The sequence below is a fragment of the Colwellia sp. 75C3 genome, from assembly GCF_002836255.1.
Classification (GTDB): domain Bacteria; phylum Pseudomonadota; class Gammaproteobacteria; order Enterobacterales; family Alteromonadaceae; genus Colwellia.
The window spans coordinates 294736-307764 of the sequence record NZ_PJAU01000031.1 but is presented as its reverse complement, the minus strand read 5'-3'; the positions used below and the strand labels follow the sequence as shown (position 1 = coordinate 307764).

Genomic DNA, 13029 nt, shown 5'->3' with positions numbered 1-13029 from the left:
ATGAAAGCAATTATTACCAGTGCAATATGTTCATCATTATTGCTAATGACTGGCTGTACTACCCAAGCTGATACCAGCAATAACGTACCATTTACTACACAAAAAACCGCACTAGCTTCTGGTATAGAAAAAGCCAACATTGACAACACTATCCGTCCACAAGACAATTTTTATCGTTATGTAAATGGCAATTGGTTGAAGAACCATACCATTCCAGGTGATAAAACGGCTATCGGTTCATTCTATGATCTTCGAGATAAAGCTGATGATGATGTTAAAGCCATCATTGAAGAACTGGCTGTCGCTAAAAACCTAACTAAAGGTAGCGATGAACAAAAAGTAGCTGACATCTTTCGCTCGTACATGGACACAGAAAAACGCAACAGTTTAGGTGTTAAGCCAATCCAACCTATTTTTGATGCAATTAACAATCTTAATAATAAATCAGAATTAGCAAGCTTTTTTGGTGAATATCAAGCGGTGGGTGTTGGCAGTCCTTTAGCTTTTTACATTAGCGTTAATGCTAAAGATTCTAGCAGTTATGCAACGCACATCTGGCAAAGTGGCTTGGGCTTACCTGATAAAGACTACTACTTTAATGAAACTGAGCGTTTTACTGCTTTACGTGCTGGTTATATCGCTCATATTGAAAAAATGTTCAATTTAGCCGGTATTGCTGATGGTAAAAAAGCAGCTAAAACTATCATGGCATTAGAAACAAAATTAGCTAAGTTTCACTGGACGCAAGTTCAAAGTCGAGACAGTGAAAAACGTTACAACAAGTATGCAGTTAATAAACTCAATGAATTAACTGATGCTTTTGATTGGTCAGCTTACCTTGCTGCTCAAGGAGTTGCTTCTCAAAAAGATATTATTATTAACCAACCAGATTTTGTTGCTGGTTTCGGTGAAATATTTGCTGAAACATCACTAGAAGATTGGAAAACGTATTTAAACTTCCATAGTTTAAGTAACTTTTCTAGCTACTTAACTACTGATATAGATAATGAGAACTTTGATTTTTATTCAAAACAATTAAGTGGCCGACAAGAGCAACGTCCACAATGGAAACGTGGTGTAGGTGTTGTTAACGGTAATTTAGGAGAAGTCATTGGTAAAGTGTATGTTAATCGTCACTTTACTCCACAAGCTAAGGCGCGCATGAGTGAATTAGTTGAAAACTTACGTTCATCTTATGGTAATAGCATTGATGATCTTGAGTGGATGTCTACAGATACCAAAAAAGCAGCACATGTTAAGTTAGCCGCTTTTACACCTAAAATTGGTTACCCTGATAGATGGGAAGATTACTCTGCACTAAGTATTGATGGTAATGATTTAGTCGGTAATATTCTGCGTTCTTCACGTTTATCTCATGATAAAGAAGTTGCTAAACTTGGTGGTCCAATTAAAAATTGGGAATGGGGCATGACACCACAAACGGTTAATGCTTATTATAATCCAACGGTAAACGAAATTGTTTTCCCTGCCGCTATATTACAAGCACCGTTTTTTAATATGAAAGCTGATGATGCCGTTAACTACGGTGGCATTGGTGCAGTAATTGGCCATGAGATGGGCCACGGCTTTGATGATCAAGGTAGTAAGTATGATGCTGAAGGTAACTTACGTAATTGGTGGACTGAGCAAGATTTAGCAGAATTTTCTAACCGTACTAAAGCGTTAGTTGAGCAATATGATGAATATCACGTTTTTGACGACTTAGCTGTAAATGGTAAGTTGACACTCGGTGAAAATATCGGTGATTTATCAGGGGTAACTATCGCTTATAGAGCCTATAAAACGTCATTAAATGGTGAAGAAGCACCGGTTCTGGATGGCTTAACTGGCGATCAACGTTTCTTTATGGGTTATGCTCAAATCTGGCGTGCGAAAATTGTTGAGAAATCTGCACGTAATCGTGTAGCTACAGACCCACATTCACCTGCAGAGTTCCGTGCTCTTGGTTCACTTTCTAACATGAATGAGTTTTATCAAGCATTTGATGTTAAAGAAGGCGATGCAATGTATATAGCACCAGAAAAACGCGTTAAAATTTGGTAATTAGTTTGCCTATATAACAATAAAAAAGGAGCTTAGGCTCCTTTTTTATTGAGCGAAATAAGTTGCTATAATAGTAAATGATTATTCAGATAATAATGCCTCAAATTGACCATTACTTTTCATTAATCTTAATAACGCTGACAGCTTATCAGCCAATTCTGGGTGTTTATACTTATTAATATAAACATGTAATGCTATTTCAACTAAAGGGGGCTGATGAACCATAACTTCATGATCATATTTTAAACGAGCTAGGAAAGTGTTTGCTGTATTTCTACTTGTAATCGTAATATCAGCACGACCAGCATGAATAAGTGCTACCGCTTGATCAAATGTATTAACTAAAATAACACCTTTAAATTTATCTTGATGAGTCTCAATAAATTTTGTCCCTCTTTCATAAGCAACAATATACTTATTCATACTTTGCCAACCATTAACCTTAATACCTGCTTTTCCAATCACGGATTGATCAATAACAAAAAGTGGTTCATCAACTCGCTGCAAATTCATAAATGTTGTTAAATCTAGATTACTGATACGAAATAGATCACCATCAAGTACACCATGATTAGCCCAAATTAAGCTGCGTTTGTTCGGGAGAACCTTTATTGAAAGGTCATAGCCAAATTGAAGAAACGCATAAGTTAAAATGCGATGAGCTTTTTGATATAAAGGTGTTACAGTCGCATTAGTAGTACCTAATGTTATGGTTTTATTCGCAGCAGATTTTGCACTTAATGAATAAAAAAGTACGGCACTGATAATAAATAGATTACAAAAGAAAGAATGCAAAATAATAGACCTAAAACTTTACCGTCCTCTGCCACACTTACATTATAAGTATGCAACAATAGTTAAACTTAATTAGACTTAGTTAAAGTACAAATATACTTCAACTAAGTTTAGCAGTAAAAGTCACTCAAACCTGTCAACACCCCGAGTTGTTGAAAGATAAAAATTAAGATATAGCACTTATTAACAGCTATTTCATTACCATAAATAAGACTAATAATACTCAATAATCTTATAAAAAACTCTTCAAGATGATCAACAAAATACCTAAATAGACTAAGTCATTAATTTTACTACTAAACAATCTTATTGATAATTATTATCATTACGGTTATTATAAGCATCACTGTTTATACGTTGTTTTTCAAGTTGAGTGCTGTTTTTATGTTCATTTGTATTTGTCATGGTGTTACCGATACACAAATAGAATCCGCTATAGATAATGGCGCAGAAACGATGAAACAATTGACTCAAGAGCTTAAAGTAGGCTCACAATGCGGTAAATGTTGTCAATGCACTAAACGAGTATTAAACAAAAAATTAATGCAAATTGCTGAAGCACAGCCACAAGTTGCTTAACTACTGGTTAACTACCGGTTAGCGAATTTAACCGTTAACAGACTAACTTTTAACTGCACTTCACACATTACTTAGGATGCTAAAGGTTAGCTCATCATTGATTGCAAATAGTTTTCTATACCTGCATGGTCAATAATATATTGTTGAGATTCAATCCAGTCTATTTGTTCTTCTACATTTTCTAGTAAATCCTCAGCTAAATCCCTGCTGATATAATCTTGTAGCTTTTCACTCTCCACAATAAGAGTTTGTAAAGCCTTTTGAGAGACGTACTCTAAATCCATATTCGCTTGTAACATCTCTGCCGCATGTTCACCGATATGTAAACGTCCCAAATCTTGTAAGTTTGGCAAGCCTTCTAAAAACAATATCCGCTCAATAAGGTCATCCGCTTGCTTCATTTTATCAATGGATAATTTATAATCAGCTTTATTGAGTTTCTCCAGGCCCCAGTTTTTGTACATACGAGCATGCAAAAAATATTGATTAATCGCTATCAACTCAATAGCTAAAGTACTATTTAACAGTGCAATAATATTTTTATTACCTTTCATGACAACCCCCTACCCTGGTAAATGCTGACCCATATGAGATTGGATATAATTTTGCAGACCTATTTTGTCGATAAGCCCTAGTTGTTTTTCAAGCCAATAAACGTGATCTTCTTCGGTATCTTCAAGTAGTTTTTCTAACATCTCTCTACTTTGAAAGTCTCCTTCACTTTCACACAAAGTAATAGAAGCTTTTAATGCCGTAACAACTTCCATTTCAAGGATTAGATCATTAGTCAACATACTAGGAACATCACTGCCAATAAGTAGATCTCGTCGATCAGCTAAATTAGGTATCCCCTCAAGAAATAAAATTCGTTTTATTAACGCATCTGCATGGGTAATTTCTTCTTGCATCTCATGATCGAGTTGGTCAAAAAGTTTATCTAGTCCCCAGTCCTGATACATTCGAGAATGAATAAAGTATTGATCAATGGCTGCTAATTCGTTGTGCAACAAGCCGTTAAGACTGGCTATAACTTTTGGGCTACCCTTCATATTAACCTCTATCTAAGTTGTTAAAATACTGAAAATCAGTTGCCTTAAAGCGTAGTAGATGGATAAGAATTTATCGAATTAATACAGTGAATTGATGTTACTAACTATTTATATTTAAAGTGAAAATTATAATCTCTGTTGCTACCTCAAAATACCACAATTCAATTTCAATAACGCATAACAAATAGCCATCTAAACATCTAAAATTTGCTAATGATTATGAATCACTATAGAATCCGCTTCTCAAAGGTTTTATTGTGTTAACGAAGATGGTTAAAATCCATCACTGTGCCCGCAACTGTGAATGAACTGATATTTATTTTTACATAAAGTATTATTTCAAAGTCAGATAGCTAACCAAAAAAACTATACTTACTTCCGTGCGGGAAAACACGAGTCTAAATATGTCTACACTTCTTAATATCTCTGGTCTTAGCTGGAGAGTTCCAAATAAAGCTATTTTGCATAACATTAATTTTAATGTCAGCAAAGGTGAAGTGATCGGTATTATTGGGCCAAATGGCGCAGGTAAAACAAGCCTGTTACGTTGCTTAACTAATCAAGCCAATATTCTTGCCAGTAAAAATATAAGTGGTAGCGTTCAGCTAAAAAACCGTGCGATAACACAGTACAGTGCTAAAGAAATTGCCCAACATTTTGCGCTTGTTATGCAAAAAAATGAAACCATCTTTGCCCTATCGGTACAAGATGTTATGAAAATGGGCTTATTACCGCACAAAACGCTTTTCTCATTAGACAGTGATCATGATAAAGCTCAGATAACATTAGCATTAAGCAAGGTTGGTTTGAGTCACGCTGCGAATAGTCACTTTAATCTTCTCTCTGGTGGCGAACAGCAACGCGTATTAATTGCTAGAGCACTAGTACAAGCAAGCCAAATTTTAATTCTTGATGAACCAACCAATCACCTTGATGTTTATTACCAACATCAAGTATTGCAGTTGGTAAACAAACTCAATATCACCGTAATCATGACCGTTCATGATCTGAATTTAGCCAGCTTATATTGTCAGCGTTTATTACTGTTAAACCAAGGTGAATTAATTTGTGATGGTTCCCCTAAAGAAGTATTAGCTCCCAAGCAATTAAGTCAGGTCTTTGGCTTACCTTGCCAACAGAGTATTGATGCCATAACAGGTGCGACACAAGTATCGTTCTACCTTAATAATACTGATACTCAAGATAACTATTTTTTGGAGTCTCTCGGTGAATAAAGTCTCAATAACCTTATTCGTATTGGCGATATTAGTTATTTTATCTGCTCTTGCTGCTATAACATTTGGCCCCGCTGACATTGATTCAGCCCAATTGCTGAATTGCTTAGTTGGCACTTGCCAAAATCAAATAGCGAATGTTGTTATCTGGCAAGTACGTATTCCAAGGGTGCTTGTTGCACTAGTAGCCGGCATGGGTTTAGCTATTGCCGGTGCGATATTGCAAAATACCACACGAAATCCTCTTGCTGATCCTTACCTTTTTGGTATTGTTTCAGGTGCTGGCTTAGGGGCAACAATCGCCAATATTTCCTTGGCTGATAACCTAACTATTGCGCTACCACTCGCTGCATTTCTCGGTGCATTGTTTTCCGTCGTCATTGTCGTTTTTATCGCTAAAGTACTTAGAAGTATGGAGCAACTACTACTCGCTGGTGTAGCGGTATCCTTTATGCTCGCCTCAATAACTCAGTTCATTTTATATTTTGGCGAACCTTTTGCTACCAACCGCGTTATCTTTTGGTTAATGGGCAGTTTAGCCCGCGTTGAAATGAGTAACTTCTATGTCATTGCCAGTATTTTATTAATCGCAATGATCACCGTATTCGCACTGCATAGACAAATTGACGCGCTATTATTGGGTGATGAAAGTGCGGCTAGCTTAGGTGTTGATGTCGATAAACTACGTTTACTCATGTTAGGAATTTGTGCTGCGCTTACCGCAACCATAGTCGCTTATTGTGGCGGAATTGGCTTTGTTGGTTTGATGATCCCTCACATTGTTAGACAGCTCATTGGTGTAACAACACTTAAATTAATCATCGGCAGTGCATTAATAGGCGCAATATTTCTTATTTGGGTAGATGTAATTGCTCGCTCTTCACTGCCTCATGCAGAAATACCTATTGGTATTATAACGTCAGCACTCGGTAGTATATTTTTCTTATTTATTATGTATCGCTCTCGTGCAATAACTTAATAAAGATTCAATAAATTCAAACAGCAGAGATCCCACTATGACTGATGAAAAAATGACTGGTAACACGACTGAGAAGCACAAGCAAAGAATGCAAAAGTTAAAAGAGAAAGTTGATTCTCGCATTGATAGTGCTACTGATGAACGCGGTTTACTGATTGTTATCACGGGCAACGGTAAAGGTAAAAGCACGTCTGGTTTTGGCACAGTTGCCCGCGCGGTAGGTCATGGCCTTAATGCTGCTGTAGCGCAATTTATCAAAGGCACTTGGGCTTGTGGTGAACGCAACTTACTTGAAAATGCGGGGGTGAAATTTAGTGTCATGGGCACAGGTTTTACTTGGAATACTCAAGACAAAGAAAAAGACATTGCTGCTGCAAAACAAGTATGGCTTAAGTGTAAAGAATTACTCAGCGACCCGAGCCTTGACTTAGTTTTATTAGATGAGATGACCTACATGTTGTCATATAAGTATCTCGATTTAGATGACGTTATTGAAACATTAAATAATCGTCCTAAACATCAACATGTCATTATTACTGGCCGTGCATGTCATCGCGCTATTATTGAACTTGCTGATACTGTCAGCGAAGTACAATCAATCAAACATGCTTTTGATAACGGTATTAAGGCGCAAAAAGGTATTGATTGGTAAGGTTCGCCTCATTAATAAAAGAATGAAAACGGGCCATTATTTGGCTAGATTTTCACTCAAGAAAGCGACATACATTTCATATAACCAAATAGAAAGCGCACATAACTATACCATGAAATATACAATAAAATTAACTGCCCTACTTTGTACTTTACTTGTCATTTCAAGCGCTGCTTTTGCTGTGCCTTTTAAAGAAACGGGTTATGAATTAACAAAAGATAAAAGCAAACCAACCATTATCGCGTTAGCCCCACACATTGTCGAAATGCTTTATAATATTGGCGCCGGCGAACAAATAATTGGTACCACAGCTTTTGCAGACTATCCTGAAGAAGCAAAAAAAATACCCCGGATAGGTAATTATGTACGCTTACAGCTAGAGCGTGTTATTGAGCTTCAGCCAGACTTAATAATCGCGTGGAAAAGTGGTAATCCAAGTGATGATTTAGCGAGATTAGAACAACTAGGTTTCAAGGTTATTTACTCTCAACCTCACACGTTTTTAGATATCGCCAACGAAGTACGACGCTTTGCTAAAATTACCGGTCACACTGCACAAGGCGAACAAGTTGCGAAAAAATTTGAACACGAATTAGCGATAATAAAAAACACCTACAAAAATAAGACTGAAATCACTGGCTTTTACGAGCTTTGGTCACGCCCTTTAACAACCGTAGCTAAAGGCAGTTGGCCTCAGCAGTTTTTAAATATATGCAGAGTCAAAAACCCGTTTCAACAGGTAATCACACCATACCCGCAAATTAGTATTGAGCAAGTACTACCAGCCTCAGTACAACTCATTATTCAGCCGCTATCGGTAAATCAAAAAGATCGGGAAGCTTTTAATTGGCAAGATTGGCCAATAATACCAGCTGTTGCCAATAAACAGATAATTCAACCTGATGCTGATGCCATGCATCGAATGTCAATACGTAGCTTAACGGAATTAAAAAATTTGTGTGCAACCATCGATCAAACAAGGACGATTTTGCAACAAAAACATAGCTAGTCTAAACGCTAGTCACTAAGAAATATTTTAGGTGCCTAATAGCTTTATTTCTGAGTTATCAACTGATCTCAATCATAGCTAAAGGTGAAACGGGAAATTGGTAAAACCAATACTGCCCCCGCAACGGTGTGAGCTATCAATTGTTGATAATTCAAGTCCGGAGACCGGCCTAAAATTTAATTTATCATTGTAAGCACGGTGGGTGCCTATAACTGAGGAAAACATGAAAAAAACAATAATAGCACTAAGTATTAGCAGCCTACTTTACTCATCACTTTCTTTTGCAGAGCCAACTAACACTGCAATGATTAATAAAGCTGATGAAAACATTGTCATTACTGCTAACCGCAGCATTCAGAACAAATTTGATACCTTAGCTGCAGTGAATATCTTCACTAGAGAAAAAATAGAGCAAATCCAACCATTGTCTATCAGTGACTTACTGGGTCGTGTTGCTGGTATTTCAATTAGTACACAAGGTACTTCTGCTCATAAGTCTTCATCATTTGTACGTGGTACTAATTCAAATCACATATTAGTGTTAGTGAATGGCGTTCGCGTAGGCTCTGCCACACTTGGCGTAAAGAGCATTGCTGACATACCTGTTCAATTGGTTGAACGTGTGGAAGTAATTAAAGGACCTAGAGCTGCCTTATGGGGTTCAGATGCCGTTGGTGGCGTAATCCAAATTTTTACCCGTGACTTAAGTGCAGGTGAAGGCCAAGCAGGAATAAAGTTAGGCAATAATAGTTTATATCAAGGTTATGGTGCTTTAGGCTTTGGCAATGAAGAACACAGTTATACATTAAGTGCTACGGCGGAAAAATCTGATGGTTTTGATGTGATTGTACCTGATGGCAGCAGTATCTATACGGTTGACCAAACTGATAATGATGGTTATGACCGTCAATCTGTAGGGCTTGCTGGAACAAGTCAATTTACCAAACAATATGCGCTTGAATTAAACACCCAATATGACAAAGGCAACACAGAAATTGATGCTGACACTCAATACAGTGGTGATGAAAGCAATTACGAAAACTATCATTTTTTATTAAGAAATCATCTTCAGTTAGAACAGCTATATTTGCAATTGGGTTTAAGTACTTCTCAAGACAGTAATGAAGATAACTACAGTGATTTCAATGATCAAAATGGCTTTAATAATCCAAATAGTTTATTCACCACAACGCGTGATCAAGTAACAGCTTTAGCTCAGCTTCCTTTTGCTGACTCTTCAGAAGTCACTGCGGGTATAGAGTGGTATACGGAAAGCATTGATAGTAATAACGCATACGATGAAACTAAACGTGATGCTAACGCTATTTTTGTTACAGGTCGTCATGATATTGAGCAGATAAAGTTAGAAGCGTCAGTACGTTACGATAAAGTGGGTGATATAAATGGTGAAACTACTTACCAATTAGCAGCTGGCTACCAAGTGAGTGAACAGTTACTGTTCTCTTTAAGCCACGGTACTGCTTTTAAAGCACCTAGCTTTAATGATTTGTATTATCCTTGGTCAGGAAACTCTGACTTAGTTTCAGAAACCGCTGATAGCTCAGAGTTTTTAACTCGCTATCAAAATGATAGCTTTTCTGCGGAATTATCTATCTATCAAACAGATATTGATAACTTGATAGAATGGGCTCCTGTGGATATTTCTGATCCATACAGCCCTTGGCAGCCTAAAAATATTGCCCAAGCTAAAATATTAGGTGCTGAAGCAACTTTTACAGCAGACATTTACAACACCAATAACACGTTAACATTGAGTCATGTTGATGCTGAAGATAAAACAACAGCACAACAGTTAGCTCGTCGACCAAATTTCACAGCTAATTATAATCTTATCTACTCATTTGGAGAGATCGATTTTACTTTCGATACTAATTATCAAGGTAGTAGTTACGATAATGCCAATGCAGTAGATAAAACGTTAAAAGCTTATACATTGTTTGATGTAGGTGTAAATTATCGCTTAAATAGCCAAATAAATGTATTCGCTAAAGTGACAAACCTAACTGATAAAAATTATAACACTGCAAGTGAATACCCTGGAGCTGAGCGTGGTTATAGCATAACGTTAGATTATAAATTTTAATTCTGATACTGAATAAGCTTTATAATTTGAGAACAAAAAAAGCCTGCAATTGCAGGCTTTTTAATAGTATAAATTAGTTAATTAAAATTTAAGCGCAAGTTCTGCAGCGGTCATATTCCTAACAAAGTCATTATTGACATCCAAAGCACTATCACCTTGATAATGTTTAATATAATCTTGATAGTCATTATTCATATTACTTTTTATTAAGCGTACATTGGTGCTTTCTATATTAGTATCAAGATTAATAATATCTTCATAACCCGTTAATGGCGCACTTATCGCTAATACACCTTTATCTGCTCCATAAAATGTCCACTTTGCAGGCATTAATAGCTTTGTATCGGGATCATAAGCGGTAAAGGTAAAGTTGATGATGGCCATAGGATACCCTGCAACTGCGCTATAGTCGTAGCTACCATCAGCGTTAATTTCATCAAAGTATGGTTCGTTAAAAGCAGGTTGATACTCACTAGCCATTATAGACAAAGATTCTTCTGCACTCGGTGAAATGATTTGATGATGATTTTTAATCACAGAACTACGAAAAATAGAGTCACTTGGTACAAAAGTAACGCTGGCATGAGATTGATAATAGGCTTCACTGACATATGGATGAGTATCAAAAATAAGTAAGCTTTGCTCATCTTTAGCGACTTCTACAGAAAAGTGTTCCGTTCCTTGAATTATCTGATTAGTGCTAGTCTCTTGATAAGGGGGGGTTAATTGAAATTCATCTGCAAATTCTAATGCTGATAATAACCAAAGACCTTCATCATTGACCGTAAACTCATCAATAAATCCAGCAACCCCTATCGATTTTTCATTTATATCTCTACCAGATATAGAAAATGAACTTAATGGCCAAACTCCATCCAAGGTTTTACAAGCTCTAACCCCTTCAAATAATGTAGTGCCACTATCTATAATGCTAGAGCTAGCGAAATCCAAAGAACTCGTCACCGATGTTTGAGCCGCAAAGGAGCGATGCGTTAATTTCAGGTCTTGCTTCACACACTCACAAGTTATTTCATTAAGATCATCAAGTTTATTATCAAACTGTGCCTGATAATGCGATGGGGTTGCACTATTGGCTTGATAATAGCTTACTACATTTAAGCCTTCAGCTTCAGTACCCTGCTGGTCTTTGGCCACTAGAGTATAATTAATAAACTCACTTTCAGTGACGAAAGTTATTAATCCATTTACATCAGCCTGATAGGTATCAAGGGTTTGCCATGTGTCATCTTGAAGTAATAGTTCAACATCAGTAAAAGCACTGGCTACACCACAATCGTTAGTCAATTGTGCTGTTAATGAAAAAGTATATTCTACTGGCTCTACTGGTATATCTGGTGTATCTGATGAACTACTACCACAACCTTGAAGAAACAGGGTAAGCAATAGAGGGGGGATTAGGTATTTGTTCAAGGGAAGTTCCTCAAGTCGTTATTCAAAATAACGGATAAATGAAATGATATAACTGCCATGACTTCAGCGTAATAAACTGAAAGATAATATGACCCTGACAGAGCGTGTTCCGTAGAATTATACCTACTTTAAACCTCAATTAGTTAACTTTTGTTATGACTATTTCCTTACTAATCACAACAAGAATAACTAAACAAATACAATCACAATAGTTATTTTTGACAGTCACTTACCTTATAACTAGCCACCTTGTTTTATTCAATTTCATTCTCTACGCTAATTTATAAGAGAAATTTTTATCTTGATTTTACCGTAAATTTTCATCAAACAACTTTCCATGACCCATAGGAACAATAATGCTTGTCGATTTAGTACAAGGTTATTATTTTGCTAGGCCTATGGATGCTAAAAAATTAGTGCATTGGTTACAAGTCGACTTAGCCAAAATACGGCATGACTTGCATGAGAAGCAGACCCATGAAAGTGATAATTAGCGTCGCTTAGTAAAATATAGGGTTCATCGAATTAGCCTGATACTAACTTAAAGTTGATAAATCAAAACGACAGATGCACATTTATCAAGCAGTTTGAATATTGCCGTGTATCCTAGACAGTTGCTTTTTTAAGGTATTTAAATCAAAAGGTTTAACCATAAATCCTGTTACTTTACAGGCAATAAGATTCATTATTTTAGCTTTATCATCTTCACTAGATACCATTAATACAGGTAAATTACAGAGTTTTTTATCCCCCCTCACTTTACTCAACAATTGTTCGCCATTTAAATTAGGCATATGTAAATCTGTAATGAGTAAGTCATAATCATTTAGTCGCAACATTTTCAATGCTTGTATCCCACAATTTGCTTCATCTGGATTGTTATACCCTAAACTGGTAAGCATGTGCATCATCACCTGACGCATTGATGGCATGTCATCAACTACTAATATCTTCATCTTAATAAATCCTTTTGATTAAAAGTCTGCTTTCAAATAAAAGCTTAAATAAAATATTAAGTAAAAATTATAGCTGTCCGTAATTACTTTTCCACTACCTCATTAATTTCCCCCCTAATAACAATTTATGACTAAACATCAAAAAGACTAACAAACCAATCTTTTTTGTAAAGTAA

Annotated in this window: 13 protein-coding genes and 1 riboswitch; of the genes, 8 read left to right on the top strand and 5 right to left on the bottom strand. The window is 36.3% G+C overall.

Annotation, left to right across the window (positions count from 1 at the left end):
* The gene (locus CXF85_RS01470; protein ID WP_101226741.1) at positions 1–2064 is read left to right on the top strand and encodes a M13 family metallopeptidase; all 2064 of its coding nucleotides are present in this window, start codon (positions 1–3) and stop codon (positions 2062–2064) included.
* An 81-nt stretch (positions 2065–2145) separates the two neighbouring features.
* Here the strand turns inward: CXF85_RS01470 and CXF85_RS01465 are convergent, their stop codons facing one another.
* Positions 2146–2859: a transporter substrate-binding domain-containing protein gene (locus CXF85_RS01465; RefSeq protein ID WP_101226740.1), complete on the bottom strand. Its 714-nt coding sequence runs from the start codon at positions 2857–2859 to the stop codon at positions 2146–2148.
* A gap of 384 nt (positions 2860–3243) precedes the next feature.
* On the opposite strand from CXF85_RS01465, the gene CXF85_RS01460 reads away from it, so the two are divergent.
* A complete protein-coding gene (locus CXF85_RS01460) occupies positions 3244–3438 on the top strand; it encodes a (2Fe-2S)-binding protein (RefSeq protein ID WP_101226739.1) in 195 nt (64 codons plus the stop codon).
* A gap of 86 nt (positions 3439–3524) precedes the next feature.
* Here CXF85_RS01460 and bfr (CXF85_RS01455) read toward each other — a convergent pair whose 3' ends face one another.
* Together bfr (CXF85_RS01455) and bfr (CXF85_RS01450) are read right to left on the bottom strand one after the other, a co-directional pair.
* Entirely contained in the window at positions 3525–3992 is a 468-nt protein-coding gene (gene bfr, locus CXF85_RS01455) for a bacterioferritin (protein WP_101226738.1), read from the bottom strand.
* 9 nt (positions 3993–4001) lie between these two features.
* Positions 4002–4487, bottom strand: coding sequence for a bacterioferritin (gene bfr, locus CXF85_RS01450; RefSeq protein WP_101226737.1), 486 nt, complete (start codon positions 4485–4487; stop codon positions 4002–4004).
* Positions 4488–4891: 404 nt separating this feature from the next.
* On the opposite strand from bfr (CXF85_RS01450), the gene CXF85_RS01445 reads away from it, so the two are divergent.
* The 5 genes from CXF85_RS01445 (at position 4892) to CXF85_RS01425 (ending at position 10466) form a co-directional block, all read left to right on the top strand.
* Complete coding sequence (locus CXF85_RS01445; RefSeq protein ID WP_101226736.1) at positions 4892–5722, top strand: ABC transporter ATP-binding protein; 831 nt, start codon at positions 4892–4894, stop codon at positions 5720–5722.
* Positions 5715–6701 carry a FecCD family ABC transporter permease gene (locus tag CXF85_RS01440; protein ID WP_101226735.1) on the top strand — a complete coding sequence of 329 codons (987 nt, stop codon included), beginning with the start codon at positions 5715–5717 and terminating at the stop codon, positions 6699–6701. The genes CXF85_RS01445 and CXF85_RS01440 overlap by 8 nt, the downstream gene beginning before the upstream one ends.
* Positions 6702–6738: 37 nt before the next feature.
* Entirely contained in the window at positions 6739–7353 is a 615-nt protein-coding gene (gene cobO / locus CXF85_RS01435; protein WP_101226734.1) for a cob(I)yrinic acid a,c-diamide adenosyltransferase, read from the top strand.
* Positions 7354–7465: 112 nt separating this feature from the next.
* Positions 7466–8362: a cobalamin-binding protein gene (locus CXF85_RS01430; RefSeq protein WP_232771034.1), complete on the top strand. Its 897-nt coding sequence runs from the start codon at positions 7466–7468 to the stop codon at positions 8360–8362.
* Between the two features lie 35 nt (positions 8363–8397).
* Positions 8398–8549, top strand: a riboswitch (cobalamin riboswitch).
* A 36-nt stretch (positions 8550–8585) separates the two neighbouring features.
* Positions 8586–10466 (top strand): TonB-dependent receptor domain-containing protein, encoded by a 1881-nt coding sequence (locus CXF85_RS01425; RefSeq protein WP_101226733.1) that lies wholly within the window; start codon positions 8586–8588, stop codon positions 10464–10466.
* Between the two features lie 81 nt (positions 10467–10547).
* On the opposite strand, the gene CXF85_RS01420 is transcribed toward CXF85_RS01425, so the two are convergent.
* Positions 10548–11897, bottom strand: coding sequence for a hypothetical protein (locus CXF85_RS01420; RefSeq protein ID WP_101226732.1), 1350 nt, complete (start codon positions 11895–11897; stop codon positions 10548–10550).
* Between the two features lie 356 nt (positions 11898–12253).
* Here CXF85_RS01420 and CXF85_RS22710 point away from each other — a divergent pair, with 356 nt between their 5' ends.
* A complete protein-coding gene (locus CXF85_RS22710) occupies positions 12254–12391 on the top strand; it encodes a hypothetical protein (protein WP_157829004.1) in 138 nt (45 codons plus the stop codon).
* Between the two features lie 84 nt (positions 12392–12475).
* On the opposite strand, the gene CXF85_RS01415 is transcribed toward CXF85_RS22710, so the two are convergent.
* Entirely contained in the window at positions 12476–12853 is a 378-nt protein-coding gene (locus CXF85_RS01415; RefSeq protein WP_101226731.1) for a response regulator, read from the bottom strand.
* Positions 12854–13029 lie beyond the last annotated feature (176 nt).